The following is a 26,318-nucleotide window of genomic DNA, read 5'->3' on the forward strand; positions in this document are numbered from 1 at the left end:
CAAAGGGGGAGCAAAGCAGCGGTCCGTAGCATGAAGCGAAGCCTGCGGCGTCGTTAGAGGCCCGTCTCTCGGGGCGGGGACAGGGAGTGCCGAGCCCCCGAAATCAGGGCGAAGGCCATGGAAGCGGCGAAGATCCTGGAGATGCTGTCCCCGTACTCGTCTGAGTGCACCACCGAGTACGGAGATACGTGCACCACTGCTCAGGCCACGTCGGTGTCCCGCTCGATGGCCTGAAGGCGGTTCTTGAGCCGGTAGCTGTTGCCGTTGATCGACACCAATGGAACGCAGACTGTCTTGGCTGGACGGTGCGGGGGTGCGGGGGCGGAGACCAGGTCGCCTGGGCGGTGGGTCGTCGAGGGGATCCGTAGGCGGATGGTGACGTGCCAGCCGGTCACCTCGACTTCCTCCACGACCAGGCGGAGGAGGGCCTGTTGCTGCTCGAAGCTGAGGGAGTCGATGCCGGCGCGGGCGCGTTCGGCGAAGCCCTCCAGGCGCCGCCGCAGCTGCCCGGCCTGGGCCAGTTCATGGCGCCGGGCGGTGAGAGCCTCTCGGCGTTCGGCCAGAGTGGTGCGGCGGTGCTCGATGCCGTCGGCGCGCCGCTGCAGGTCCTGCAGGTCGATCAGCCCAGCCTGGTAGAGGTCGGCCAGGCGACGTCGCTCGGCCTGGGCTTGGGCGAGTTTACGCTCGCGGCGGGCCAGTTCGCCCTCGAGGAGTTCGCCGTCGGCGGGCTGCTGGGCGTGGGCCTGTTCGCCGGCCAGCAGTACGTCGGGGCGCAGAAGGACGGCACGGACCTGGGCAAAGACGAAGGCGTCCAGGGCCTCGGCCCGGATGTTGCGTTCGGGGCAGCGCCGCTCGTGTCCTCCAGCCCGCAGGGGGTCGTGGTTGCGGCAGTAGTAGTAACGGTGCCAGGTGCCGTTGCGAGCGCGCATCGTGTGGCAGTTCGTTCCGACGTGGCAGTGGCCGCACTTGACCAGGCCGCGCAGCATCCACTGGCCGGGCTCGGTGCGGCGCGGGCTCCACTTGCTGTTGTCGTAGGTGACCTGGGTGACGGCCGCGAAGACGGGCTCGGGGACGATGGCGGGCACCGCGATGGGAATCCACTCCTCGCGGGGCCTTGGAACCTGCCGGGAACGGTGGCCGGGCCTGGGGTCAGGCACGAGTGCGGTCTGGTTGAAGTAGACCCGGCCGATGTACGCCTCGTTGTGCAGGATCCGCGCCAGGGTGGAGGTGCCCCAGATGCCACGGCCGGACTGCGGGGTGGGCACCCGGTCGGCAGCCAGGTTCCGGGCGATCTGCCGCAGGGACAGGCCATGCACCGTGTAGTCCTCGAAGATCCGCCGCACCACGGCGGCCTCCGCCTCGAACACCTCCAGCCGGGCCGGCCGGTCGTGCTCGCGGGGCAGACGACGGTAACCGTAGGGCGTCTTCCAGGAGATGACCTCCCCGGCCCTTGAACGGAACAACTTCCCCCGCCGGTAGCGTTCGGCGATCTTCGCCCGCTCGTACTCCGCGATGACCCCTTGGACCTGGGTCAGCAGCACGGCCTGTGGATCGTCGGTCAGCGGCGGGGCATCGGTGAAGACCACCGTGACCTGCAGCCGTGCCAGGTCGTCAAGGATAACGACCTGGTAGGCGTAGGCGCGGGCGAGCCGGTCCGGGGACAGGCACCACACCCGCTCGAACAGCCCGGCCTCGCGGCATCCCGCAACGCGTCCAGGCCCGGGCGGTCCAGCCGGGCGCCCGAGCAGCCGTCGTCGATGAACTCGGCGACCGCCTCGTCGCCCGCGGCCGCCACGTGCTCGCGCAGGACGGCCAGCTGGGAGCCGATCGTGCCGCGCGCCTGCTGGCGTTCGGTGGACACCCGCGCATAGAGCGCCGCCCTCATCACGCCCACCTCCCCTGCCAGCGCGGGTGACCTCGCCCGTCGCGGTCGGCTGCCGCCAGGAGCAGGGCGAACACGTCCGCCAGCGTCTGGACCCGGGGATCCTCATACGGCGACCACGCGGGGCGGCAGGCCCCGACCAGCTGTGCGCGGAAGACCGTCTCCCCGGCGGGCCAGCAGATCAGGCCGGCCAGTCCCCGGCGCTGGAAGCGGGCCGCGGCCAGTGAGTCGGGCAGCCGCCCGTCCTCCATCACCTGGGCCCGCAGCATCTCGTACTCGGTCTGCCCGGGCCCACCCGCCTGCACAAACGGGAAGCTGCCGGTCATCGTTACCGCCGCCGGATCCGTTCCACCGTGCGCCGGTGAAGACTCACCCCGAACCGGCGCTCTACCTCGCCGGCCAGCACCGCCCCGGAGACGTCGGCCGGGGCCGTGCGGACGAAGACCACGATCTCCTCGGTGATTTTCAACGGGCCACGCCGTCCGGGCGGACGGTCCAACAGCCCCGGCATGCCCGCCCGTTCGAAGGCCGCGCTCACGAGGTAGAAGCCCGACCGCAAGTATCCATGGCCGACGGCCGCAGCAGCCGCGGGGACGCCCTCGACCGTGTGGGCCCGCAGCATCTCGTACTTCACCTGGACCTTGTCCTGGGCCAGGAAGAACCCGCCGGAGGCGAACAGCGGCGCCGACACCGCCTCGGGCCGTGCATGCAGCAGGCCGGAGGACTCCAGGAACCTCAACCTCGCGGCCTCGTCCACTTACATCGCCTCCTGCTGCGGAACGTAGTCCCGCCGGCTGAGGCTGTCGACGGATTGCTGCCGCAGCCCCGAAGCACACCCCAATACGCCGGAGCGAATGGGCAGTTAGGGGCGCAAGAGGAAGTATGCCCCGAGGGCTCGGCGGTGCATTCAAATGGACGCAGCGGCATCGATCACTACACATCACGGACCCCCTCAACAGGAGGATGCCGAAGACGTCGGCGGTGCTCAGGATGCAGATATAGACCCTCGACCGGCCCGAGGGGCCCCAGGAGGACCGTCAAGTACAGCTTTGAGTTCCGTTGGTGTCACCCAGGGTGACAGCTACCGGCTCACCCAGGCCACCAGCGGACAGGGTGTGAAGCCCTTCAGCTGACCCGACCGACCCGGAGGCAGGGAAATATCCGTGAGGCCGGGCCTGTGACGCATCGAGGGCCCGGACCGGCGTACAGGTGTGGAAGCTCATCTCGGTGCCCTGAGGCAAGTCGCATCTGGCACCACCTGGACACCACTCCCCCACACCCGCGCAACGCCCCGGCGCCGTGAACCGTGCCGCCTCCCGGCAGCCACGCACCAGGGGCAGGGTCAACGCTTGTTCTCAGGGCAGTACCCGGTAGACGTCGCCTACCTCCAGCCGTTCCGCTTCCGGGCCCCTCCCCCGATCGGGATCTACCTACGCGGCTCCTGCAACCGCCGCGCAGACCGGTACCGGATCAACCAGGCAGCCGACACCCTCACATCTAGCGATCAAGATTGCCCCTAGTTACAAACGCACCTTACGCTGTCCTGGACATCACCAGGAGGAGCCCGCATGCCACCCACGCCCCGCAGCCCACAAAAACCGTACATCAGCCCCCACGCGTGGGCGCAGTTCATCGACGCCGTCGCCCCTCTCGAGCTCACCGGCCCCCGCGCCCTCGAGCTGGCCTTGGACTCCTACGCTCGCGACCTCATCCCCGTCGCCGCGATCGAGGACATCGACGCCGGCGGAGGCCGCAAGCAGGTCAACATGCGTATCAGTGGCGCCGTCTGGCAGCGCGCGGACGAGAAAAGACAGGACGAGGGCCGCTACGCCAATATGGCCACCCTCGTGAGCAAGCTGATCGGTGCCATCGCGCAGGGGCGCCTGTCCATCACCATGACCGTCACCCCGAGCCCGGCGGACCCTAGGACCACCGCCCCCCAGCTTGAAGCCCGGGGCGGCATCACCCCGTCGCCTCTCGCCGCCTGACCCGACCGCCACGAAGGGACCGGCCATTCATGACCACCGCATCCATCGGGCACCACGGGACCACCCCCCCCATGCCCGAACGCAGCCCCAAAGCCCTCCGCGCAGCCATCGCCCAGCACGCACCGAAACTCCTTGTCGACTTCGACCGGCACTGGCGCCGCGACATCGCTGACGCCTACGACCTCGCGCCCGTCCCCGCCTTCATGGCCCGCTGGTGGGGTGAATACGCCCTGGCCCGAAACCCTAAACTTGAGGCACAAGTTCACGGCCTGGAGGACCAAGCGGCCGAAGAACCCGACTTCGCCCGCGCCAAAGTCATGATCGAAGAGGCCGGACGGCTCCGCCGCGACGCGGCCAAGGCGGAACCAGGCCAGTGACAGACGACTTCATGGGTCCACCCTGGCAAGCCGACTGGACCGACGAAGCCACGAGCAACTACAACGCGCTGCCGCCCCAGGCCCGCACCATGATCGAAGCGGCCCGCGCCGAACTCGTCATCGCAAAAGACCCGTACTTTCGGGGCATCGACACCGACCGCGACCTGCCCACCGGCATGAATGTCGAACCCGTCCAGTCCACCCGCCCCAGCGGTGAACACGTCCTCTACTTCGACCACGGCCGCGGATGGCTCCGGTATCACTTCGTGCCCCGCACGACGGATCCACAGATCGTCATTGACGAATGCTTCTGGCAGTAGAGGAGTCCCAACCACACCACCCGCGCCGCCGACGAGGGTGTGTGAACAGCCCCGGTTCGAATAGAGACTCGATTTCATGAAAGGATCGAGTCATGGCACGACCTTCCCGTTACCCGCTTGAGCTCCGCCGTCGTGCGGTGCGCATGGTCGCCGAGGTGCGCGACGACTACCCGAACGAGACGGCCGCTCTGCAGGGGGTGGCCGAGAAGCTCGACATCGGTTCCCGCGAGACGCTGCGGAACTGGGTGAAGCAGTACGAGATCGACGCGGGGACACGTCCGGGGACGACGACGGAGGAGTCCGCCCAGCTCAAAGCGCTCAAGAAGGAGAACGCCGAACTCAAGCGGGCCAACGAGATCCTGAAGGCCGCGGCGTCTTTTTTCGCGGCCGAGCTCGACCGGCCACACACGCGCTCGTAGCGTTCATCGACGAGCACCGGGACCGCTTCGGCGGCGTCGAGCCGATCTGCAGAACCCTCACCGGACACGACTGCAAGATCGCCCCCTCCACCTACTACGCCCACCACAAACGCCGGAGCACGCCGTCGGCCAGGACCGTGCGGGACGCCGAACTCAAGGGACGGATCACCAAGGTCTTCGAGGCCAACTACCGCGTCTACGGGGCCAGGAAGATCTGGCGCGAGCTGAACCGACAGGGACGTGCGGTGGCCCGCTGCACCGTCGAACGCCTGATGCGCGAACTCGGCATCACCGGAGCGGTCCGCGGTAAACGCGTGATCACCACGCTGCCCGGCGGGCAGGCCGAACGGGCGCCGGACCTGCTGGACCGCGACTTCGTCGCCGCCGCCCCGAACCGCTGCTGGGTCGCGGACTTCACCCACGTGAAGACCTGGGCGGGTGTCGTCTACGTCGCCTTCGTCGTGGACACGTTCTCCCGCCGAGATCGTCGGCTGGTCCGCGGCCACGGTGAAGGAAACGGTCTTCGTCCTGGACGCTCTGGAAATGGCCGTGTGGCAACGCGATCGCGACCAACACCAGGTCCAACCAGTACTCCAGTCGCACTTCGTGATCTGACGGGGCGGCAGGTGCCATGGGGGCTCCGGAGCATGGGCGAGGCCACCTGTTGATCATGGTGTTGTGACGCATCATGAAGATCAGGCGGCCTCTGCCGCCAGCATAGATCCCTTGCTGTTCCAGGAGAAGTTCGACGAGCTCGCGGCCGGTCTCGCCCCGCTCTTCACCCGCCGGGAGCCCCGGGCGCACGCCCTCGACTACCTGCGCGGCCTGCTGGCCGACCTGCCGCGCAAGAACTGCTGGACCATGGCTGAACACGCCGGACAAGACCGGGCCTTCGGACTGCAACGCCTGCTCTCCCAGGCGGCCTGGGACGAGGACGCCGCCCTGGGCGTGGTGCGCCGCTTCGCCGTACGGCACCTGGCCGCGCCCGGCGCAGTACTGGTCTTCGACGAGACCGGCCAGGAGAAGAAGGGCGAGGCCACCGCCGGGGTCGGCCGCCAGTACACCGGCACCACCGGACAGGTCAGCAATGCCGTCGTCGCGGTGTACTGCACCTACGCCAGCCCGCTCGGCCACTGCCTGATCGACGGCGACCTCTACGTCCAAAACCACTGGGCCCAGGACCCCGACCGGTGCGAACGAGCCGGACTGGGCTCGGACTTCACCTTCCGCACCAAGACCACCATCGCCTTGGACCAGGCCCGACTGGCCCTCACGGCCGGCGTCCCGGTGGACTGGGCGGCGGGCGACGAGGTCTATGGCCGCAGCGCGAAACTGCGCGGCTTCTTCGAGGAGAACGGCATCGGCTACGTCTTCGCCGTCGGCGTCAACTTCGCCGTGCCGACCAGCGCCGGGCCGATGCGCGTGGACGTCCTGGCGGCGAAGAAGGTCCCCAAGCGAGCCTGGAACCGGCTCTCGTGCGGGCAGGGCGCCAAGGGACCGCGCGTCTACGACTGGGCCCTGGTCGCCACCGCCGACCCGCGCCACCACCTGCTGGTCCGCCGCAGCATCGCCGACCCCACCGATCTGGCCTACTTCTACGCCTACGCACCCGAAGGCCGCTCGATGGCGCTGACCGACCTCGTGGCGATCGCCGGGATCAGATGGACCGTCGAGGAGGACTTCGCCAACGGAAAGGACGCCGTCGGACTGGACCACACCCAGGCCCGCCGCTACCGCTCCTGGCGACGCCACGTCGTCCTCGCGATGGCCGCCCTGGCCCTGCTCTCCGTGATCGCCAGCCTGGAGCAGCGAGAACATCCCGCCCCGGTCCTGCCGACCAGCCCCACCGACGAAGCACCCGCGGACTTCGGGCAGATCGCCCTGACCGTCACCGAGGCCCGACGCCTGTTCCAGCTGTTCACCAACCTGCTGCGGGACCTGCCCGCCGCCCTCACCACCCGCCGCATGACCTTCCACCTGCAGTGGTCCACCTGGCGACGACGCCACCAAGCACGCGCCCGCTGGCACCACTACAAGCGACGCCTCACCGACCTCGACTGAACCCCGCACCCCAACGACCAGTCAGATCACGAAGTGCGACTGGAGTACCAGGCGAGTTGATACATCACTCGGACAGTGAGTATGTGAAGTGCCGGATGTCCCGGGCTTCTTGACTCGCACAGCGATGGACGCGCCAGGATGCCGGTGCCGGGATGCTCTCGCGGCCTCCTGACCCGCACTCCGATCGACGGCTCTGTCCTTCCTCGGACTTGTCGGTGGCCCGGGAGCATCCCGGCGAGGCGCTCGCCTCGCCGACGGGAGTGACTTAAGGAGAGCCTGGCCAAGGTCCCATCACTGTCTTGTCCGCCGCCTCGGTGACCGCGCGCCGACCCACCGCGCTCTCATCCGCGAGGAGGCCGACATGGCCAGCATCCCACCCGTCTCCCGCGTCGTCATCGGCGGCGTGGACACCCACAAAGACCTGCACGTCGCTGCCGTGATCGACACCGACGACCACGTCCTGGACACCCAGGCGTTCTCCACCACCCGCGCCGGCTACCGCGCCCTGCTCGCCTGGATGCGTACCTTCGGCGACGTGCGCCGCATCGGCATCGAGGGCACCGGCTCCTACGGCGCCGGGCTCCTGCGCCACCTGCAGCAGGCCGGCATCGAGATCCTCGAGGTCAACCGGCCCGACCGCTCCGACCGGCGCCGACGCGGCAAGGACGACACCATCGACGCCGAGAACGCCGCCCACGCCGCGCTGGCCGGCAACCGTGTGATCACGCCCAAGACCCGCACCGGCATGGTCGAGTCCTTACGCGTCCTGCGGATCGCCCGCTCCACTGCCGTCAAGGCCCGCCGCGTCGCCCTGCAGATGCTGCGCTGCCAGATCATCTCCGCGCCCGAGGAACTCCGTGACCAGGTACGGAACCTGACACGGATGCAGCTCATCCGCACCTGCGCCGCCTGGCGGCCGGACGAGACCGCCTTCCGCGACCCCGTCTCAGCCACCCGTATCGCCATCAAGTCCCTGGCCCGCCGCTACCTCGAGCTCAACGACGAGGTCGCCGATCTCGATGCAATGATCGAGCCCCTGGTCCGGGAACTGGCGCCCTCGCTGCTGAAACGGACCGGCTTCGGGATCGAGAACACCGCCCAACTCCTGGTCACCTGCGGCGACAACCCTCAGCGGGTCACCGACGAGGCCCGCTTCGCCAAGCTCTGCGGCGTCGCCCCGCTGCCCGCCTCCTCCGGGAAGGTCCAGCGTCACCGCCTCAACCGCGGCGGCGACCGCCAGGCCAACTCCGCCCTCCACATGGCCGTGGTCTGCCGCCTCCATTACGACAAGGCCACTCAGGAGTACCTCGAACGCCGCACCAGCGAAGGCAAGTCGAAGATGGAGATCATCCGTTGCCTCAAACGATACGTCGCCCGCGAGGCGTACTACCTGATCAAGCAGGACAACGCCTCAAACCGGTCACTCCAGAGAGGTTGACATTCAGGAGAGCGTCGCCGGATCGCAATATACGAGTTTTCGGCTCGCCGAGCATCTGGACGTCGCCGGCATCGCCGCCTCGATCGGATCGGTCGGCGACGCCTACGACAATGCCCTGATGGAGAGCACGATCGGCCTGTACGAGACCGAGCTGATCAAGCCCCGACGGCCCTGGAAGTCGCTCTCCCAGGTCGAGTTGGCCACCGCAGAGTGGGTGGACTGGTACAACCACCGCAGACTCCACGGTGAGATAGGCCACGTTCCGCCCGCCGAGTACGAAGCCAATCACTACAAGGAATCCACGAAACCCCAGGTCACAACCACAACCTGAGATCTCTACCGGACCCGGGGCGGTTCACACACTCACCAGCATCTGGCGGGACCGCAGAGGCAGATCAAGAAGTTCCAAGAATTTCCTTAAGCGCCTCGACCTCAGCAACTGGATACGGGTACGACGGCCATGAACGGTGAAAGCCTTCGACACCCAGACTGCTAATCAATTCAGCGGTGGATGAAAGTACATCAGATGCGAAGACTCTAGGATCGATCTCTTCTGCCGTCCACCGCTCTTCGCCCGGACCTCGTCCCCATTCGGGATGCATTGCCACACGGAGGCTCAAAGAATCTCCGTGCGGCTCCAAAGTCCACCGGATCTCTCCTGGCTCATTGTCGAATGAGAACTCCTGGCGCGCCCCGGTATCGAGAACTAGCCGCGCGCCTTCCACTAGGACACGAAACACATCAGTCGAATCGCTGACGGTTGCACGGTAAGGGGGCGAACCCTCTCTCAGCAGCTCAAACGACGCCCAGCCATGCCGCAGCTGCATCCAATTGAATATGTGCCGAGCCACGGAGAGACCCTCCTCAGTCATTTCGGTCACTTCGGATACGCCGTCCAAATCTGCCCGTCACGAACGACGATCTCAGCGACTGATGTCTCATTTCCAGCCCCGTTCACGCCGATCGTTCGCCCGAAGTCATACTGATGAATATGCCCAGGGCCGTTGGGGTTAGGGAGCTCAGGAGAATTATTCGCACCTTCGCGAAGATTTTCACCAAGGACATGTTCGTCATTCTCATTCCATATGAAGTCCTCGTTGAACTCTCCCGGCAGATCAGTCTCACCCGCGCGAATCGCCTGATCGCGACCACCAGGGCCATGGCGATACTCAATATGGGCCAACCGATCGTCGTTGATAACTGCATTTCCATTGCAGTTATGCACTAGGACCGGAGTAGCCCCTGCCAGCACATAGTACGTGTGGAGGTGCTGGAGTGAGGATTGGCGTACGTCGTCGTGTACTCCGAGCGGTCATCGCTGACCTCGACCCGAGAACCGCTCGCCGCCGCTTTCTGCGAAGCGGCCGCCTCCGGGGAAAGCGATGTCGTACTGGTGGAACCGGTGTTCTGACCGTCCGCGACGACCGTATGCGTGGCAGCCGCCGCGACAGGCTGAATCAGCAAGACGAATGCGGCCAACCATGCGGTGCGCGACGACCGCACACGTCTGCCCCCCGAATCCCCCACAACTCGCTCCAGAGTCCTTGACGAACTGGTCACATTCACTTGGCGATTGAGGATCATGGCAGGGACAGGTCAAACCGAGTTCAATCGATCCTCCAAGATCAGGCAGTGAGATGCCTGAAACCGCGTAAAGAATCCGTTCGTTCACCTCAAAGAAAGATCTCCGCAAGGAACCGAACACCGGAGCACGTCCGCCAGGCGCGCCATAACCCAGCCGGGCCGGGCGGGAGTGAAATCTCACGGCCCTGTCTCAGGCGGTGCCCTACCAGGGCTTGCGCAAGTTCCCGGGATCGGCCAACTGGCGTGAGGACGCCGCGGGTTGGGTGGATGACAGAGCGGACACGGGATCCGTGATCATTCAGGTGTCTAAGCCAAGTGATCAAGAGGGTTCCCGTGTCCGCTGTCTCATCTTCCCCGATCCCTGCCGTGTTGGCCAAGTTGGGTCCGCTCCGTCCAGACAGCATGTCTGACCTGCGACTCTTCCTGGAGGCGGTGCCCGATCCTCGGTCCCGGCGAGGCCGTTGGTACTCGTTGACCTCGATCCTGCTGGTCTGCGCGGCCGCCGCGGTCTCGGGAGCCCGGACCATCGACGAACTCGCCGAGTGGGGCGCCCGCGCCGACGCAGGACTGCTCGCCACGCTGGGCGTGCGCCGTCACCTGCTGCGCTGGCGGCATGCACCGTCCAGGTCCGCCATCGGGAGGGTCCTCGAGCGTCTCGACACCAACGCACTCGACGCGGCCGTGGGAGCCTGGCTCGCTCACCGCCATACCGCCGCAGCCCCGGGCAGGCGACGGGTGATCGCCGTGGACGGCAAGGCACTGCGCGGCTCCGCCCGCCTGGACCAGCCCCGCCGGCACCTGCTGTCCGCCGTCACCCACGGCTGCCCGGTCACCCTCGCCCAGACTGAGGTCGAGTCCAAGACCAACGAGACACGGCACTTCCAGCCCCTGCTTGCACCACTCGACCTGGACGGAGACGTACTCACGTTCGACGCGCTGCACTCCGTGAGGGCCAATGTCACCTGGCTGGCCGAAACCAAGAAGGCGCACTACGTAGCCGTGATCAAGCCCAATCAGCCCACCGCCTGGGCCCAACTGGACGGACTGGACTGGCATGCGGTGGCCATCCAGCACACCGCCTCGAACAAGGGACACGGCCGTCGCGAGTCCCGCTCGATCAAGACTCTCGCCATCGCCGACAACCTCGGCGGCATCGCCTTCCCCCACGCGAAGCTCGCCCTCCGCGTCCACCGCCGCCGCAAAGAGACCGGCAGGAAGGAGACCCGCGAGACCGTCTATGCGGTCACCAGCCTCGACGTCCACCAGGCGAAACCGGCCGAACTCGCCTCCCACCTGCGCGGACACTGGACAGTGGAAGCCCAGCACCACATCCGCGACCGTACCTTCGCCGAAGACGCCTCCACTGTCCACACCGGCAACGCACCCCGCGTCATGGCCACCCTCCGCAACCTCGCGATCGGAGCCCTCAAAGCCCTCGGAGCGACCAACATCGCGAAGACCACCCGCGCCATCCGCGACCAACCCGAACGAGCCCTCCCCATCCTGGGCATCACCTACAAGCCCGACCTCAACGGAACTTGATCAAGCCCTGGTGCCCTACGGCATCTACGACGTCGCCACGAACACCGGCTGGGTCAACGTCACATCGACCATGACACCGCCGCGTTCGCCGTCGAATCGATCCGCCGTTGGTGGAACGGAGCCGGGTGGGCCACCTACCCGACGCCGACCGGCTGCTGATCACCGGACGCCGGCGGCTCCAACGGGTACCGCACCCGCACGTGGAAGACCGAACTCGCCCCCATTCGCCACCGAGGCCGGCCTCACGATCACAGCCGAGCGAGGTTGCCGTCCGTTCAGGGGGGCGGGTTGGTGGTTTGCCGTCGGGTTTCGCGCAGGTGGAAGTCGATGTACCGGGCGAGGATCAGTGCGTCTTGTGGGTCATCGGCGTGGAAGGAGACCCGGCGTAGCAGTTGCACGCTGTCAAGTGCGACGTCTTCGCGGGCGAGGACGAAGAGAAGGGCGAGGAGGGCAGAGCGGGCGTTGCCGTCGTCAAAGGGGTGGAAGAAACAGACGTCGAGGAAGGCGCGTGCGGCCCGGGCGGTCAGCGGCAGGGGCCGGTCGGCGTCCTTGGCGCTTTCGGCGAGGCAGGCGTCGAGACGGGCGCGGATGTCCGGGGCGATGCCATAGCGTTCACGGCCGCCCTTGGCGAAGGCGGGCAGGCTGCGCAACGGTGGCAGTCCGGGTGTGGCCAGGACGTGCTGTTGCCAGCGCTGGATCAGGGCGCAGTCCAGCCGGGCGCCGCGCGCGGCGTCGGCCCGCATCAGGTCGAGGGCGGTGAGCAGGCCTCGTCCGCGGGCGGGGTCCAGGATCGCGTCGAAGGTGCGGATCTCCTCCGCCATCCCGTCGCGCACTGGTGCCACCGGTGCGTCCCCGGTGCTGTCGGCAGCCTCGTGCCACGGCACCGCGTCCCGCACTGCGAGCCAGCGCTTGAGGTGGTCGGGCAGCAGCGGCGACTGGGCGGCTCGGGCGGCCGCGTCGGGCCGTACGGCGGCCGCGAGGCGTTCGGCGATGTCCTCGACCAGCACCGTGTCGGGGCCGGTCCAGCTTTCGAATCGGCCGCCGATCGTCTGCTCCACGAGGTGCTCGGCGCCGTCGGCCGGGATGCCCCAGCGGCTGAGGAACCAGCCGAGGACCTGGTGGCAGTGTGCGTACCAGCCGCTGCCGCAGCCGGTGCGGTCGGTGACGTGCAGGATGAGGTTGCGGGCGGTGCGGTCCCACAGGATGCGCTGGTCGTCGATGCTGGCCAGGTTCAATGGGTAGGCCTCGAACCATGCGGCCAGACTCTCCAGCCACTCCCGCCACTCCCGCAGCGCCTCGGCCACCCGGTCGAGGGTTTCGTCCGGGGTGGTGACCGAGTCCTGGGGGCAGCACCAGCTGCCGACCGGCCCTCCGTCGAAGTCCCCTTCGTCGTGCGCCCATCGCCAGCCGGCGACCCAGCGGCCGTAGTGCTCGGACAGTGCGTGGGTCATGGCGTCGGCCCAGGGCCTGGCCTCCTCCCAGCCCCAGTCGTACAGGGCCCTGTCACCCGGCGGTAGGTCGGGGCGACGGGGTACCCGCCGGGCCGGGCCGAGCGATCTGACCACCCGCGCCGCCGCCTCGCTGTCGAATGGATGACGGGCGGGGTCCACCTCGTCCCAGGTCAGGATGCGGGGCGACAGCTCTACGAACACCGCGCAAGTCTCACGCCTCACCCGTACCGGTTCAACTCGATTACCGAACCGCGCCGGAACGCTCGCCAGGCCGCACCGGGAACGTCTGCCGTACGCCTATGCGCGCCGGGATGCGGCAGGTGTGCCCGACCCGGATGCTCACCACGCAGCGTTGAACAGTGCGTATTCGAGCAGGTCGGGTGAGGCGTCGGACGGCCAGCCGTCGGTGGACGCTGCCTGGTGGGCGGCGGCGTGCAGGAACGAGAGGTACACCTGGTAGCGGTGGGGTGACCAGTCCCGATCCCTCCAGACCCAGGCGGCGATCGAGCCGTCGGGGTCGTGGCCCGTTTCCCGGCCGACCGCCGCGGCCAGGGACCGCATGCGCCAGGCCAGGACGCGGTCGAGGATGAGTGGCTCGGGGCCGTTCGCCGGCGGGACTGCCTTGCCGGTGAAGTAGAGGAACTTGGTGAAGAAGGATGGCCCGAGCCCGGGAACGCGGCCGCGGAGTGCCGCGTAGGCGGCTGCTGCGCTGTGACGTCTCCTGTCGCCCGTCCGCGAAGTGGACCAGTGCACCGTCCCGGGTTCCCGGCACCACCTGCGTCACGCCCTGCGCCCACTGGACGTCGAGAGTGCCGAGCAGCAGGTCACGGAGTTGCCCACGGTCAATCTCGGGATTCGCCCGGTCATCCGGGCGGGGTCGCCAGTCGCGCAGAACGGTCCCGGCCGTGTCCAGGATGCGCATGGCCTGCCCCTCGGGACAGTCGTGGGCGCGCACGCGAACCGGCTGCCCGACCCGGTGCCACTCGCGCCCGGCGACCGCGTACGCGCCCCGGGTCTCCTTCTTCTTCGCATCCACACTGATGACCGGCTGCCCGTCCGCGAGATACGCCGTGGCCTGGTCGTTGATGTAGCGGAACTGGGCGTCGCGGTCGGGGTGGCGGGCTCCCTCGGTGGTGCGCGAGGAGCCCTGCAAGCAAAACCCCTCGGCCTACAACAGTGCGGCCACCGTGTCGTGACCGACCCGGTGCCCCTGGCGGGACAGCTCCGCGGCCAGAGCACGGGTGGACTTCACGGTCCACCGCAGCGGCGACTCGGATCTCCCCGCTGGTCCGGCTCGACCAGCGCGAGCAACCCAGGGACCAGGTCCGGATCGAGATCCCGCAGCCGCTTGCGGCCCGCACCCACCGCCCGCACCCGACCATCGGGCTCTCCGCCCCGTTCGAGTTCGCGCAACCCCGCGACACCGTGGACTCCGTCAGCCCCGCAGCCCCTGCGACCAGGCGAATCCCACCGTGGCCCCGCACACGGGCAGCAGCCCCCAGCACCAGCCGTCGCTGCCGCTCGTCCAGATGCGGCAGCAACAGCCCCAGCGCCTCCGACAGTCCCGCCCCAATCCCCTCCGTCACACCCGCACCCTACGGACCAACCGGCCACAGAAACCGAGGAGTTATTGATCGACAGATCCCTGCCCGGACCCCGTTCGGTGGCAGCCCAGCCCAGCGCAAGGGGCGCCCAGCCACCAGTCGGATCAGGACACCGCGGCAGGTTCTCTCCCGATCCTCGGTGGTCGACGCGCCGGGTGGCAGCAGACCGCCGACGATCAGCTCCGCGCAGCCGTCCATGTTCTCGTCCGGGGAGCCGGCCCCGCTGCTGAGTCGTGCCTCATCGGGTGCTATCCCCCCAGTTGTCGAGCATCCGGCGGGTGAGCGGCACCGCGTTCGTCGTCCACGCCAGCTTCTCCAGCCGCTGCGTCTCGGCTTCGTCCAGACCGCGCAACGCCTGCTGCCCGCCGAGACCTTCGCGGGCGAGCAGGTTCGTCCACGCCCCGGTCTGCTGCTGATCCGGGCAGGACGCCACGGTTCGGCATACCGCACGCATCCATTCGACCGTGGAACGCCGTGCCCACGCGCAGACCCGATCGTCTCGGACATGATCCCTATGGAGCCTCCTTCGCCTGGTGATGAGCGGGGTGGCTGCGCACACTGCGCCAGCGGGAGCGGGTCTGTTCCACGATGCTGTCCCACTCGCGGCGCACCTCGTCCTGGGACGGGCGCTGGCCCTGGCGGATCCGGGTGAGTTCATCCCCCACCTCGCGCCCCAGCGCCGCCGAGGCGACGACGACGAGCATGGCCCCGAACAGGGTCGTGGTCATCCCGAAGACCGCACCGGCGGCGCCGTAGCGTGAGGCGTAGGAGTTGAACAGACGCGGCAGGTACACCGCCGCCACCACCGAATAGGCCGCCGTCAGCACGGCCGCGGAGAGCGCGAAGGGCAGCAGGACGGGCCAGGCGAGCCGCTTCGCGGACAGGATGAAGCCGCTGAAGGTCAAAAAGGCGGCGGACACCGGCACCTCGCACACCGCGGCCGCCACGCCCAGGCCTCCCCCGCCCAGCATGACGTAGATCCAGCCGATCACCGCCGAGTACACGGTGAGCGAGCCGATCCACCACAGGCCGCCTCGGGTGTTGCGCACACCCAGCGGCCTCAACTCCCATGTCTGCTCGATCAGGCGCTGCATGGCGCGGGAGAAACTCAGCACTGAGATGGCCAGAAACAGCATCCCGAAGACCCCGATGCCGTCACTCGCGGACGAGGTGGAGAACACCGACCTGACCACCTCGGCCCCGCGGCCGGTCAGGCGGTAGCGGTTGATGATCCGATCCGCGGCCTCCTCGCCGAACAGGGCGCCGCCCAGGATTGCGAGCGGCAGCAGCGCGGTCAGCGCGCCCGAGGCCAACGCCATCGCCCGGTCGAAACCCGCCATCTTCTGGAAACGGTTGATGACGCGCAGCACAAAGGCGGGACGCAGCCAGAATGTCAGCGTCTCGATGAGGCGCTCGCGGTTGATTCCCGGCGTCCCGTCCTCCGCTGATTCAGGACCAATTGTGGCGAAGCGAGCCTAAACGACGGCCGCCCGCACAGCGAGGGGCGACACCGGAAAAATGCGCACGTGCCGGTCGGTGGCGACCAGCACCCCGGCTTCGACAGGCGGCGGCCGGGCCGCGATCTTCCTGCCGCCGGCTCCGGCGCAGGGCCGCGTGGACGTACTCGTCGAGGTCGAAGGTGGTCAGCACCAGGACGCGGGAGCGGTCGCCGGTGGCGGTGATGGGGCGGGGGGTGCCTCTATGTCTTTCGTCAAGGCACTCCTGTCGGGTTTGGGGTGGTTCGGGGTTGCTGAGGTTACGCGGCGAGCTCGACGCCTTTCGGTGTCCGGGATTCGTAGAAGGTGCCGTCGCGGAGCATGGCGAACAGGACGCTGATGCGTTGACGGGCCAGGCGGAGGAGGGCCTGGGTGTGGGTCTTGCCGCGTGCTCGCTGGCGGTCGTAGTAGGTGCGGGAGGCGGGGTCAGCGTTCATGCAGGCGAAGGCGGAGAGGAACATCGCCCGTTTGAGCTGCCGGTTTCCGCCTCGGGGTGCGTGTTCGCCGTGGATCGAGGTCCCGGACTGCTTCGTGGTGGGGGCGAGGCCGGCGTAGGAGGCGAGGTGGGCGGCGGTGGGGAAGCTGGTGCCGTCGCCGACGGTGACCAGCAGGACGGCGGCGGTCCTGACGCCGACGCCGGGCATCGACGTCAGGACCGGGGAAAGAGGGTGAGTCTCCAGCAGGGCGTTGATCTGGGCTTCCATCGCCCGGCGATGGGTGTGGACGGCGGCCAGGGATGCGGCCAGGGAGGGAATGACGATGTCGAGGGTGCCGGTGCCGGGGACGACGACGGTCTGCTCGTCGAGTGCGTCGAAGACGTCGTCGATCAGCCGCTGGGCCATGCGGGGGGCTTTCGGGCGGATCAGCTCCACGAGTCTGCGGCGGCCGGCCTTGCGCAGGGCGGACGGGGAGCCGTAGCGCTCCAGCAGCCAGGTCACGGCCTGGTGGTCGAGGCGGGGACCCAGAACGCGCTCCAGCGACGGGTGGAACTGAGTGAGCAGGCCGCGTATCCGGTTGGACGTGCGGGTGGCCTCGGCCGCGAGATCCTGGTCGAAGCCCACGAGGACCGTGAGTTCGGCGGTGATCTCGTCGGTCAGTTCCAGCGAGCGCAGGGTGTGCGGCATCGTCCGTGCGGCGTCCGCGATGACGGCGGCGTCCTTGGCGTCGGTCTTGGCCTCGCCGGGGTAGAGGTCGGCGATCCGGCGCATCGCGAGTCCGGGCAGGTAGGCGACCTGGCAGCCGGCGTCGCGGGCGACGGTCAGTGGCAGGGCGCCGATGGAGGCGGGCTGGTCCACGATCACCAGGACGGTGCCGAACTTTTCGCGCAGCTTGGCGAAGACGGCCCGCAACTTGGGCTCGCTGTTGGGCAGCGGTTTGTCGAAGACCTTTTTCCCGGCCGGGGTGAGTCCGTGGCCGTGGTGGGCACTCTTGCCGACGTCCAGGCCCAGGAACACGCCCACGTCTTCGATCTCGAACATCGTGCCCCTTCCCCAGGGGTGTTGACGGTGCCGGCCTCGGCTCGGGTGTCGTGCTCGCGCATCCACGTTATGCAGACCTGCCGCCCGCGAACTGTCCGGCGTTGCGCCGGACCGGGCGGTGGCCGGACCTCTGATCAGCGTCTCCGACGGCACCTCCCGGGCCCGGTGACACCACCCCCCAGGTCATGCCTTCGACAGGGGGCAACAGTCATGCCGGGCCCGGAGGCCAGCGGCCCTCTTGCAGGACCGCGGAAAACATAACGGGGCCTCGATGCCGTCCAGGCCGGGCATACGGACGTCCATAGGACGACGTCGGGTCGGAGTTCGGCCGCCTTGCGGACCGCTTGGCCGCCGTGGGCGGCCTCGCCGACGGCTCCTTCTCGGGAACGGAGTCGAGGTGCGGGCTGAAGCCGGAACGTTGCAGCGGCTGGTCGTCCACGATGAGCACGGTGATCACTGGGCACCGGCTTGGAGGGTGAGGTCGGGGGTGGCCTCCGCCGTCCATCCTCCGCCGGCAGAGCCGGCGCTGGGGCTCCCGCCGTAGAGAGCCGCCGTTCTCGCATGGGTTTCTGGTCGTCCGGCCGCTGGGCGCCGTCGTCATCACGGCGATGCCCCTCCCCTGCTGCGGCCGTGGAACCGGCCGCCCGGGGGCGGCACCGCGTGAAGCGGTGAGCCCGGACATCGGTGTGCGACAGGCCCAGCCGCGAGAGCCGGCGAAGAGCGCAGGGAGGTGGTCCGGAACGGAGTCCCGCGTCGCCGCGGCCCGTAATGGTTTCGCCAAATCTCCCAGCAGCGGAACTCCACAGCTTGTTAGGCGAGGCTTACCTGACTTAGTTTCGGTGTGCTTCCCGTGCACGAAAGACCGGAGTCTCCCATGTCCAGCGCGAACATCGCCCTGCTCGGCGCCATCGCGGGTTTCACCATCTACCTCGGCCTTCCCGTCGGTCGCCTGCGCACGCCTACCCCGCGCCTCAAGGCGGGCCTGAACGCCGTGGCCATCGGCATCCTGACCTTCCTTGTATGGGACGTCCTGACCCACGCCTGGGAACCGGTCGACGAGGCGCTGAGCAAGCACGCATGGGCGGACGTCGCGTCCGGGGGTGTCACCCTGGCCGTAGGCCTCACGATCGGGCTGGCCGGACTCGTCCACTACGACGCCTGGGTCAGCCGCCGCCGGACCGCCGCTGCCCGCCCGGCCGGGCCCGGTGCCGCCGCCGCCGCGGAGCTGGCACCCAGGACCCGCAGTCAGGCGGGCTCGCTCGCGCTGATGATCGCTACCGGCATCGGCCTGCACAACTTCGCCGAGGGCCTGGCCATCGGCAATTCCGCCGCGCAGGGTGAACTGTCCCTCGCTCTCCTGCTGATCGTCGGATTCGGCCTGCACAACGCCACCGAAGGCTTCGGCATCGTCGCCCCGCTGGCCGCCGAGGGCGAGCGCCCGTCCTGGCCGACCCTGCTGTGGCTCGGTCTGATCGGCGGCGGCCCCACCTTCCTCGGCACGCTCATCGGCCAGCACCTGGTCAACGACACCCTGTCGATCGCCTTCCTCGGCCTCGCCGCCGGCTCGATCCTCTACGTCGTCATCGAACTGCTGGCGGTCGCCCGCAAGACCGGACTCAAGACACTCACGACCTGGTGCCTCCTGCTGGGCCTCCTGCTCGGTTTCGCCACCGACGCCGTCGTCACGGCCGCCGGCGCCTGAACCAGCGGCGCCCCCCAGACCTCTGCCGCCCCGCCTGCCCGACCAGCCCGCGGGCGCGGGCGCGTTCCTCGGCGAAGTGAACGGCAGCCTGCCGGCGGCGCTGAGCGTGCGCGGTGTGGTCTCCAACGGCCGGGTCAGGGACGTGGACAGCCTGCGCCTCAACCCACCAGGCGCTCACCGGCGGCGGCACGTGGCAGGGTGATCAGGACGAGTGCACCGCCGCCGGGAGCCTCGTGGATGACGATATGGCCGCCGTGTGCGGTCGCGATCTCCCTGGCGATGGCCAGGCCGAGGCCGCTCGATCCGCTGGTGCGTTCCCGGCTGGCGTCCAGCCGGACGAAGCGGTCGAAGACGCGCTCGCGTTCCTCGGGCGGGATTCCGGGACCGTCGTCGGCGATCTCGATCCTCACCTGATCGGGCCGTGCGTCCCGGACCGAGATCTGGACCGCGTGGCGGGCGTGACGGACGGCGTTGTCGAGGACGTTGCGCACCATGCGGCTCAGGTGCTCGGCGTCGCCGATGACCATCAGGCCGGTCCTCGCGCGGTCGATGCCGACGGGCACCCGCGGTGCAGCACTGGTCGCGCGCACCTCCTCGACCAGCTCGCCGAGACCGACCCGACGCCGTCGCGTCACGAGCCGGCGGTCGTCGGTTCTGGCAAGGACGAGAAGGTCGTGCACGAGCGTCTCCAGGCGCTCCGACTGACGCACCGCTCGCCGGGCGATCTGCGGCCAGGGAGCCGTCTCCGGGTGGGCAAGGCCGACCTCCAGTGCGGTGCGGATCGCCGCCAGCGGGGTGCGCAGCTCGTGCGAGGCGTCGGCGGCGAAGCGCCGCTGCCGCGCCGCGGAGTCGTCGAGCCGGGTGAGCATGTCGTTCATCGTGCGGGCGAGGTCACCGATCTCGTCGTGGGTGCCCGGCTGCGGTACTCGCCGCGACAGGTCCGCGGCCGTGATCTCGGTGACCGAGCGGCGGATGCGCTCCACCGGGCGCAGCGCCCGGCCCACGACCAGCCACACAGTGCCGCAGGCCAGCAACAGGATGCCGGGCACGCCCACCAACAGCAGCCGTGCGAAGGTCTCGCTGACCTGGCTGAGCAGGTCGGTGGTGGTGAGAGTGATGATCGTCACCTCTTTGCCGCCAATGGTGGCCCGGCGGCCGAGCACGCGTACCTCGCCGTTCAGCGCCGTGTCCGCAGTCCTCTGTCGCACGGGGGTTCCGGCGCCGGGCGGCAGGGCGTAGACGGCACTCTGCCCCTGCAGGGCGCGGCTGGCGGCGAGGACCGTGCCGTCCGGGGTGAGCACCTGTGCCTGGGCGTTGGGGTCCAGGGCCGAGGCGGGCAGCGGATGCGGCCACCGGCCGCCGCGCGCGGACTGCTCGACCTGCGCGGCGTAGGTGCGCAGCTGGTCGTCGGCGGTACGGTGCGCGGATCCGACCTGGAGCAGGTACAAGAGGACCAGGCCGAGGGTCACTGCCGCCGTGAGCGCGAGCCCGGCGACGACGGTGACCCTGGCACGCACTGTGCGCATGCCGACCGGGTGGCCCAGGTGTCGGCCGCTCACTGCCCGTCCTCCCGGATCAGGTAGCCCTCACCGCGGACCGTCTCGATCACCGGCGCACCGCCCGGCGTCTCGATCTTCCGCCGCAGCCGGTGCACATGGACCTCGACCACGGACGGCCCGCCCTCGAAATTGACGTCCCAGCAGTGCTCCAGAAGCTCGGATTTGGCCACGGCACGTCCCTTGCACCGCATCAGGTGCTCCAGGACCGATATCTCGCGGGTGGTGAGATCCAGCCCCCGGCCGCCGCGGGTCACGGTGCGGCTGGCCGGGTCCAGCGCCAGGCCGGCGGCAGTGAGCACCGCCGGCCTGGCGCCGAGCCGACGGCGGGTCAGGGAGCGCAGGTGGGCGAGGAGCACGGGGTAGGAGAACGGCTTGGCCAGGTAGTCGTCCGCTCCGCTGTCCAGGCCCTCGGCGTGGTCGAGGTCCTCGTCCATCGCGGTCAGCATCAGGATCGGCATCCACAGGTCCTGCTCGCGCAGGGTGCGACAGACCCGGTAGCCGTCCATCCCCGGCAGCATCACGTCCAGGATGATCACGTCGGGTGAGGTTTCGCGGGCCTTCCACAGCCCGTCCACACCGTTGTCCGCCACGTCCACGACGTAGCCCTCGGCCTTGAGTCCCCAGGCGAGCGACTCGGCCAGGTCCCGGTCGTCCTCGACCACCAGCACGCGCATCTATCCAGCATCCCCGATCGCCACCGGCTCCTGCCCCGGCTCGTTCGGCAGCCGCGGCGGGGCGGCATGGATCCGCATCAGCCGGGCCGCGCCCGGCGGCATCCACCAGTTCAGTTTCCCGAAGAGCGAGACGAGCGCCGGGAGCAGGAGCATGCGCACCACGACGGCGTCGAGCAGCACCCCGGCCGCCAGGCCGGCGGCGATCTGACGGACGGTGATGTCGTTCGCCGTCGACAGGGAGGCGAGCGCGAGGAAGAGGATGAGCGCGGCGCTGGTGACCAGCCTTCCGGTGCGCGAGACGCCCTCGACGACGCCCTCCCGGGTGGAGCCCGAGCGGTCGTAGCCCTCGCGCACGCGGGCGAGGATGAACACCTCGTAGTCCATCGAGACCCCGAAGAGGAAGCCGAAGATCAGCACTGGGGCGAGGGTGCCCACGGCGCCGTAGCTGCGCGCGCCCCAGAAGGTCTGCATCCCCAGGCCGTGCTGGAAAACCAGCACCAGCAGGCCGTAGGAGGCCGCGACCGAGAGGATGTTCAGCAGCACCGCCTTGGCCGGCAGCAGGATCGACTTCAGACCGCGTGCCAGCAGCAGGAACGTCGTCAGGGCCACCACCGCGAACAGCAGCGGGAACGCGCCGTAGGTGGAATGGGTCAGGTCGAGGTTGACCGCGCCCTCGCCGCCGACGAGCACGCCGTGCGGCACGGTGTGCCGGATGTCGGCGAGAGAGGTCCCGCCCACCGAGGTTCCCACCTCGTGCTGCGGGATGGCGAAGACCATGGCACTGCCGTCGTGCCGCCAGGGTGCCCCCGCCGGCGAGACGGCCCCGTGCAGGCTGTCCACCGAGTCCAGGGAGGAAGCGACCGAGGCGGCGTCCGGGGCGTGCGGCACGTACACCGGCACCGTGGTGAGCGTCCCCGCCGGGAAGCCGGCCGCCTGCAGGGCGTGCAGGCCGTCGGTGTAGACGCCGCTGGTCGCCAGGTGCGAGGTGGTCGGCAGCCCGATGTCGATGGTGGCTGCCACCGCGGCCAGCGCGCCGAGGATCGCCAGGCCGAGGGCCGCCGCAAGCATCCGGTAGCGGATCACGAGCACGGCCCACCAGGTCCAGAAGCGGCTCGCGGACCCGGCCCGCCGCCGTCGCGGCCAGTCGACCCGGGGACCGACCTTCGACAGCACCGCGGGAAGCAGGGTGAGCGCGACCAGCACCGCCGTCGAGGGGATGAAGAGGCCGGAGACGCCGATCCCGCGGGCCAGTGAGTTGGGCACCACGATGAGGGCGAACAGGCCAAGCGAGGCGACCAGGCCGCTGAACCAGACCGAGTGCCCCGCGCGCCCGACCGCGGCCCGTACCGCCTCCTCGTTGCTCCGGCCCGCGGCACGTTCCTCGCGCCAGCGGGTCACCACCAGCAGTGAGTAGTCGATGGACAGACCGAGGCCGAGCAGCGCGACGATGTACTGCACCGCCGGGTTCAGCGGCGAGGACGACGGCATGACGCAGGTCAGTGCGTAGATGAGCAGTTGCATCGTCAGCACCGAGACCAGTGCCATGATGATCGGCAGTGCCGCCAGCAGCGAGCCGAACACCCACGCCAGCACGACGAGCGCGCCCAGCACACCGAAGATCAATTCGGTCATGACGCCGGAGTTGCCGCTGCCCGAGGTGTTGCCGGCCTCCAGCGCCTTCACGCTGGTGCCGTGCACGGTCAGCCCGGGTGCCGCCGCCTTGGCAGCGCCGACCAGGGCGTCGATCTGTCCGGCCGACATGTCGTCGCCCGTGTGCGGCGGGTACGCGAGCACGATGGTGCTGGTTCCCCCGTTCCCCACCAGCGTCCGGGCCCCGGTCGAGGCGTACGAGACCAGCCGTACCCGGGGATCGGCTTTCTTGATCGCCGCGTCCACCGCCCGGAGCCCGGCCCGAGCGGCCGGCGCAGTCACGGGCTCGCCCTTCGGCAGTCCCAGGACCAGCACTCCGGGGTCCGAGGTGGCGCCGCCGTACCGGGCCTCGATCTGCGCGTCGGCCGTAGAGGCCGAACCGCTCATGTGTATGCCGGACTGCAGCCGGCCAGAGACGCTCGGCGCGACGAGGACGCCCACCACGGTGATGGCCAGCCAGGCCGCGAACACCAACAACCGGTGCCGGACCACCCATCTGCTCAGCACGTCCACGGTTTCCTCCAGAGTCGGTGACAGCTCGCTCAGGACGCTAGAAACCGCATGCTTACGGGCAGCTTTCACCCGTTCCGCAGCCGCAGGTAGCACAGGGCCGCCGCCCAGATGGGGCGACGGCCCCTCAGGCCAGGGGACTCCTGACGGCACGCCAAAGGGCGCCCAGGTCAACGATGCCGAAACTGGAGGGGATGCCGAAACTCAAAGGCGACTCCACGGCCATGGGCGCCGCCAGCCTCCGGCGGCCTGCCGTCACGAGGAGGGCGACACTCTCAAGAACCAGCATGATCGACACCAGCGATGTGGACGTCTTCCTCGGCCTGGACCGGCAAGAGCGAGCACCACGGGACTGCTCTGACCCGGGTCGGCAAGCGGGACTTCGACAAGCAGCTACCGAACTGCGATCCCAGGATGCGGGCCGTGCTGGGCAAGTTCACCGCGAAGCACGGCACGATCCTGGTCGTGGTCGGCCGGCCCGTCTCCATCGGTGCCCTGCCGCCGCCGGCGGCCGCCCGGAACGCCGGCTGCCGCATCGCCTACCTGCCGGCCCGAAGATGCGCTGCATCGCCGACCTCTGCCCCGGCGAAGCCAAGACGGACGCCCGTGACGTCACGATCATCGCGGACGCTGCCCGCACCATGCCGCACATTCTGCCTAGCGTCGGGTCGACCGACGAGACCATCGCCGAACTGGAGATGATCGCCGGCTTCGACGACGACCTCGCCGGCGAAGCGACCCGCATCGCCAGCCGACTGCGCGGCCCGGTGCCTCTGATCGAAAACCTGACTGGTGAACCTGAGCTTGCCTCTCTCGGGGATCTTGTAGCCGTTGAGGTCAACTGCCCAGGGTGCGCCATGACTTCAGGCGAGGGATCTCGCGTTGGTCGAGGTAGTTCTGAAAGGCAGTCGATCGGCGGGGTGCGGGTGCTCCCACGGCTGGTGGCAGTCCGCTGAGACGCTCGATGTTGACGGCGAGGGCCGTCAGGACGTGCTGCACGTGGGCTTTTCCCTGTCCGCGGTAGCGGCAGCGCCGCATGCCGTGTCCGTGGGCGAACTCGTTGACCGGTCCCTCCACCCCGGAGCGGATCGCGTAGCGGGCCTTCCACTCGGGCGTCTGTTGCCCGGCGCGGACGCGGAGTTGCAGGTCGCGGAGCTCTCGTGGGGGAAAGCCCACGGTGCGGTGGCTTTCACGGGACGTGGTGCGGCCGCCGGCCGCGCTGTGGCCGACCCTCTGGCCCCGCCGCACGGCGCGCACCCATGGACGGGCTGGACGTTCTCGGCAGCGTGGGAAACGCAGCGCACCCTCGAGGCCGTCCTGGTGCGACCGGAGGTCGTGATGGAAGTCAACGTCGACGTCGCCCGCGACAGCACCGGACGGTGGCGGCACCCGGCCCGCCCCCACCGCATCCGCGCGGACGTAGACGGTCGTCGGTGAACTTCTGTCCGCAGTCCGTGCACACCGGGCGCTGAGCCTCGCGTTCGGCTGCTTCCTGCGCTTGGCGGCGCCGTCGCTCTTCAGCACGGCGAGCGAGGGCTGCGTCCCGGCGGGGGTTGCCGATCGCCTCCCACAGGTTCTGTCGGTCCTCGCGGCCGAAACGCCAGAACGCGGGCCCGGCCGGGCCGTTCGCGCAGCAGCTCCAGGGTGGTCGCCACGATCGGCATCTTCTGGTTGTAGACGCGGAAGCCGCCTTCGGCCCACTGGCCCTGCCAGTGCTCGCGGGTGAGGTCGGCGACGTTCTTCATCTGCGTCAGCACGGTCCGTTTCCCGACCTGGTGGAAGACGAGCAGGACCGGCGGGTGCGTCGCGTCACCCCACCGCGGATCGGGAGCGGACCAGCGGGTGCGCCACATCGGCTTGTCCTGGCCGTCGATGTCCTTCACCTTCCGGTGGAAGTGGCGCATGTACTTGTCGAACTTCGCCGCGATGATCGGCACTTCCTCGGTGCAGTTGTCGGCCTCGATGAACAACAGCGGCAGCCCCACCTCCGGGGCGGTGAGGACGATGTCGGCCCACGCGCACCCGACGCCGGGGTTCCTCCAGGTGCCGGTCCCGGGAAGGCGACCTCGGTGGCGTAGGAGGCGATGGCCGATCCCGTCCGGGGCGTCGACCCGGGCCCTGGGCGGCGGCCGCGATGGCTTCGGCCGGCTCACCGGCCACCAGGGCGAGGTCGGGCTTCGGGCGGATCATCGCGATGGCCGTCTCGTTGACCGTCATCGCGTGCGACGCACCCGAGCGGCCCGCGCTCTTGGGCATGCCGCCCATCTTCTCCGACCCCCGGTCCAACTCGAGGCCAGCGGCCGCCAGCCCGTCCTTGGTGAGCAGGCGCACCTCCTCCCCGCCTCGGGTGCGGCCACCATCAGCGGACAGGCCGTGCCTCCGCAGATCGTTGAGCGCTCCGCGATGGGAGGCGGTGCGCGCCTCCTTCCGCGCGGCTGCCGTCTCCTTGAGGGTGTGCCGGTACGTCAGGCGCGGTGAGGACAGGCGCTGGATCTGGTCCGCCGTCGCGGCCTTGAACACCCCGAGCACGCGCAGCACATCGGCGCGCGGCCCGGTCGACGATCCCGCCTCGTTCTCCTTGCG

26 protein-coding genes and 6 pseudogenes are annotated in these 26,318 nt (G+C 69.2%); 12 read left to right on the forward strand and 20 right to left on the reverse strand.

The window, feature by feature from the left end:
* Positions 1-200: 200 nt before the first annotated feature.
* From ACJ9NR_RS00005 to ACJ9NR_RS00020, 4 genes are read right to left on the reverse strand one after another with little or no spacing between them, the layout of a single operon-like run.
* Positions 201-1,673, reverse strand: a complete 1,473-nt coding sequence (locus ACJ9NR_RS00005) for a recombinase family protein (RefSeq protein WP_412490485.1) — start codon at positions 1,671-1,673, stop codon at positions 201-203.
* Positions 1,559-1,885 (reverse strand): recombinase family protein, encoded by a 327-nt coding sequence (locus ACJ9NR_RS00010; protein WP_412490484.1) that lies wholly within the window; start codon positions 1,883-1,885, stop codon positions 1,559-1,561. The genes ACJ9NR_RS00005 and ACJ9NR_RS00010 overlap by 115 nt, the downstream gene beginning before the upstream one ends.
* Complete coding sequence (locus tag ACJ9NR_RS00015) at positions 1,885-2,208, reverse strand: hypothetical protein (RefSeq protein WP_412490483.1); 324 nt, start codon at positions 2,206-2,208, stop codon at positions 1,885-1,887. The genes ACJ9NR_RS00010 and ACJ9NR_RS00015 overlap by 1 nt, the downstream gene beginning before the upstream one ends.
* Before the next feature lie 2 nt (positions 2,209-2,210).
* A complete protein-coding gene (locus tag ACJ9NR_RS00020) occupies positions 2,211-2,639 on the reverse strand; it encodes a hypothetical protein (RefSeq protein ID WP_412490482.1) in 429 nt (142 codons plus the stop codon).
* Positions 2,640-3,450: 811 nt separating this feature from the next.
* Between ACJ9NR_RS00020 and ACJ9NR_RS00025 the strand changes: the two genes are divergently transcribed.
* The 8 genes from ACJ9NR_RS00025 to ACJ9NR_RS00060 all read left to right on the forward strand — a co-directional run bounded on the left by ACJ9NR_RS00025 (position 3,451) and on the right by ACJ9NR_RS00060 (position 8,816).
* Positions 3,451-3,870: a hypothetical protein gene (locus tag ACJ9NR_RS00025; RefSeq protein ID WP_412490481.1), complete on the forward strand. Its 420-nt coding sequence runs from the start codon at positions 3,451-3,453 to the stop codon at positions 3,868-3,870.
* A gap of 71 nt (positions 3,871-3,941) precedes the next feature.
* Entirely contained in the window at positions 3,942-4,247 is a 306-nt protein-coding gene (locus tag ACJ9NR_RS00030) for a hypothetical protein (protein ID WP_412490480.1), read from the forward strand.
* Positions 4,244-4,567, forward strand: coding sequence for a hypothetical protein (locus tag ACJ9NR_RS00035; protein WP_412490479.1), 324 nt, complete (start codon positions 4,244-4,246; stop codon positions 4,565-4,567). The genes ACJ9NR_RS00030 and ACJ9NR_RS00035 overlap by 4 nt, the downstream gene beginning before the upstream one ends.
* Before the next feature lie 92 nt (positions 4,568-4,659).
* On the forward strand, positions 4,660-4,986 hold the full coding sequence (locus ACJ9NR_RS00040; protein WP_412490478.1) for a transposase: 327 nt from the start codon (positions 4,660-4,662) through the stop codon (positions 4,984-4,986).
* A gap of 137 nt (positions 4,987-5,123) precedes the next feature.
* On the forward strand, positions 5,124-5,654 hold the full coding sequence (locus ACJ9NR_RS00045; protein ID WP_412490477.1) for an IS3 family transposase: 531 nt from the start codon (positions 5,124-5,126) through the stop codon (positions 5,652-5,654).
* A gap of 58 nt (positions 5,655-5,712) precedes the next feature.
* Positions 5,713-7,047, forward strand: coding sequence for an IS701 family transposase (locus tag ACJ9NR_RS00050; RefSeq protein WP_412487484.1), 1,335 nt, complete (start codon positions 5,713-5,715; stop codon positions 7,045-7,047).
* Positions 7,048-7,408: 361 nt separating this feature from the next.
* A complete protein-coding gene (locus tag ACJ9NR_RS00055; RefSeq protein ID WP_412490476.1) occupies positions 7,409-8,485 on the forward strand; it encodes an IS110 family RNA-guided transposase in 1,077 nt (358 codons plus the stop codon).
* A gap of 70 nt (positions 8,486-8,555) precedes the next feature.
* Positions 8,556-8,816: an integrase core domain-containing protein gene (locus tag ACJ9NR_RS00060; RefSeq protein WP_412512763.1), complete on the forward strand. Its 261-nt coding sequence runs from the start codon at positions 8,556-8,558 to the stop codon at positions 8,814-8,816.
* Positions 8,817-8,880: 64 nt separating this feature from the next.
* Here the strand turns inward: ACJ9NR_RS00060 and ACJ9NR_RS00065 are convergent, their stop codons facing one another.
* Together ACJ9NR_RS00065 and ACJ9NR_RS00070 are read right to left on the reverse strand one after the other, a co-directional pair.
* On the reverse strand, positions 8,881-9,312 hold the full coding sequence (locus ACJ9NR_RS00065; RefSeq protein ID WP_412490475.1) for a hypothetical protein: 432 nt from the start codon (positions 9,310-9,312) through the stop codon (positions 8,881-8,883).
* Between the two features lie 50 nt (positions 9,313-9,362).
* A complete protein-coding gene (locus ACJ9NR_RS00070) occupies positions 9,363-9,710 on the reverse strand; it encodes a hypothetical protein (protein WP_412490474.1) in 348 nt (115 codons plus the stop codon).
* Between the two features lie 761 nt (positions 9,711-10,471).
* On the opposite strand from ACJ9NR_RS00070, the gene ACJ9NR_RS00075 reads away from it, so the two are divergent.
* Positions 10,472-11,611: an ISAs1 family transposase gene (locus ACJ9NR_RS00075; protein WP_412490473.1), complete on the forward strand. Its 1,140-nt coding sequence runs from the start codon at positions 10,472-10,474 to the stop codon at positions 11,609-11,611.
* Between the two features lie 10 nt (positions 11,612-11,621).
* Positions 11,622-11,827, forward strand: a pseudogene (locus tag ACJ9NR_RS00080) (ISAzo13-like element transposase-related protein); the annotation flags it as partial.
* A gap of 59 nt (positions 11,828-11,886) precedes the next feature.
* Here the strand turns inward: ACJ9NR_RS00080 and ACJ9NR_RS00085 are convergent.
* The 9 genes and pseudogenes from ACJ9NR_RS00085 to ACJ9NR_RS00125 all read right to left on the reverse strand — a co-directional run.
* Positions 11,887-13,263, reverse strand: coding sequence for a Fic family protein (locus tag ACJ9NR_RS00085; RefSeq protein ID WP_412490472.1), 1,377 nt, complete (start codon positions 13,261-13,263; stop codon positions 11,887-11,889).
* 138 nt (positions 13,264-13,401) lie between these two features.
* Positions 13,402-13,815 (reverse strand): 8-oxoguanine DNA glycosylase OGG fold protein, encoded by a 414-nt coding sequence (locus ACJ9NR_RS00090; RefSeq protein WP_412490471.1) that lies wholly within the window; start codon positions 13,813-13,815, stop codon positions 13,402-13,404.
* Positions 13,778-14,005 (reverse strand): annotated as a pseudogene (locus ACJ9NR_RS00095) (FAD-dependent monooxygenase); the annotation flags it as partial. The gene ACJ9NR_RS00090 and the pseudogene ACJ9NR_RS00095, both read right to left, overlap by 38 nt.
* A pseudogene (locus ACJ9NR_RS00100) lies at positions 13,979-14,648 on the reverse strand (ISAzo13 family transposase); the annotation flags it as partial. The pseudogenes ACJ9NR_RS00100 and ACJ9NR_RS00095, both read right to left, overlap by 27 nt.
* 256 nt (positions 14,649-14,904) lie before the next feature.
* Positions 14,905-15,120: a hypothetical protein gene (locus tag ACJ9NR_RS00105; protein ID WP_412490470.1), complete on the reverse strand. Its 216-nt coding sequence runs from the start codon at positions 15,118-15,120 to the stop codon at positions 14,905-14,907.
* A gap of 58 nt (positions 15,121-15,178) precedes the next feature.
* Positions 15,179-16,036, reverse strand: a complete 858-nt coding sequence (locus ACJ9NR_RS00110; protein WP_491074815.1) for a YhjD/YihY/BrkB family envelope integrity protein — start codon at positions 16,034-16,036, stop codon at positions 15,179-15,181.
* 232 nt (positions 16,037-16,268) lie between these two features.
* Positions 16,269-16,355, reverse strand: a pseudogene (locus tag ACJ9NR_RS00115) (DNA-binding response regulator); the annotation flags it as partial.
* A gap of 67 nt (positions 16,356-16,422) precedes the next feature.
* Positions 16,423-17,640 (reverse strand): IS110 family RNA-guided transposase, encoded by a 1,218-nt coding sequence (locus ACJ9NR_RS00120; protein WP_412487501.1) that lies wholly within the window; start codon positions 17,638-17,640, stop codon positions 16,423-16,425.
* A gap of 264 nt (positions 17,641-17,904) precedes the next feature.
* Positions 17,905-18,097: pseudogene (locus ACJ9NR_RS00125) on the reverse strand (response regulator transcription factor); the annotation flags it as partial.
* Positions 18,098-18,514: 417 nt separating this feature from the next.
* Here ACJ9NR_RS00125 and ACJ9NR_RS00130 point away from each other — a divergent pair.
* Positions 18,515-19,342 (forward strand): ZIP family metal transporter, encoded by an 828-nt coding sequence (locus ACJ9NR_RS00130; RefSeq protein ID WP_412490468.1) that lies wholly within the window; start codon positions 18,515-18,517, stop codon positions 19,340-19,342.
* Positions 19,343-19,500: 158 nt separating this feature from the next.
* Here ACJ9NR_RS00130 and ACJ9NR_RS00135 read toward each other — a convergent pair whose 3' ends face one another.
* The 3 genes from ACJ9NR_RS00135 to ACJ9NR_RS00145 are packed head-to-tail and all read right to left on the reverse strand — an operon-like array spanning position 19,501 to position 23,732.
* Entirely contained in the window at positions 19,501-20,901 is a 1,401-nt protein-coding gene (locus tag ACJ9NR_RS00135) for a sensor histidine kinase (RefSeq protein WP_412490467.1), read from the reverse strand.
* Positions 20,898-21,575 (reverse strand): response regulator transcription factor, encoded by a 678-nt coding sequence (locus tag ACJ9NR_RS00140; protein WP_412512670.1) that lies wholly within the window; start codon positions 21,573-21,575, stop codon positions 20,898-20,900. The genes ACJ9NR_RS00135 and ACJ9NR_RS00140 overlap by 4 nt, the downstream gene beginning before the upstream one ends.
* Positions 21,576-23,732, reverse strand: coding sequence for an MMPL family transporter (locus ACJ9NR_RS00145; protein ID WP_412490465.1), 2,157 nt, complete (start codon positions 23,730-23,732; stop codon positions 21,576-21,578).
* A gap of 290 nt (positions 23,733-24,022) precedes the next feature.
* On the opposite strand from ACJ9NR_RS00145, the pseudogene ACJ9NR_RS00150 reads away from it, so the two are divergent.
* Positions 24,023-24,529 (forward strand): annotated as a pseudogene (locus tag ACJ9NR_RS00150) (IS110 family transposase); the annotation flags it as partial.
* Between the two features lie 43 nt (positions 24,530-24,572).
* Here the strand turns inward: ACJ9NR_RS00150 and ACJ9NR_RS00155 are convergent.
* Both ACJ9NR_RS00155 and ACJ9NR_RS00160 read right to left on the reverse strand, forming a co-directional pair.
* Positions 24,573-25,259: a transposase gene (locus ACJ9NR_RS00155; RefSeq protein WP_412512671.1), complete on the reverse strand. Its 687-nt coding sequence runs from the start codon at positions 25,257-25,259 to the stop codon at positions 24,573-24,575.
* Complete coding sequence (locus ACJ9NR_RS00160; RefSeq protein WP_412490463.1) at positions 25,253-25,720, reverse strand: hypothetical protein; 468 nt, start codon at positions 25,718-25,720, stop codon at positions 25,253-25,255. The genes ACJ9NR_RS00155 and ACJ9NR_RS00160 overlap by 7 nt, the downstream gene beginning before the upstream one ends.
* Positions 25,721-26,318: the final 598 nt, after the last annotated feature.

Origin of the sequence: Streptomyces sediminimaris, from assembly GCF_047049295.1 — a bacterium.
Lineage (GTDB): Bacteria > Actinomycetota > Actinomycetes > Streptomycetales > Streptomycetaceae > Streptomyces > Streptomyces sediminimaris.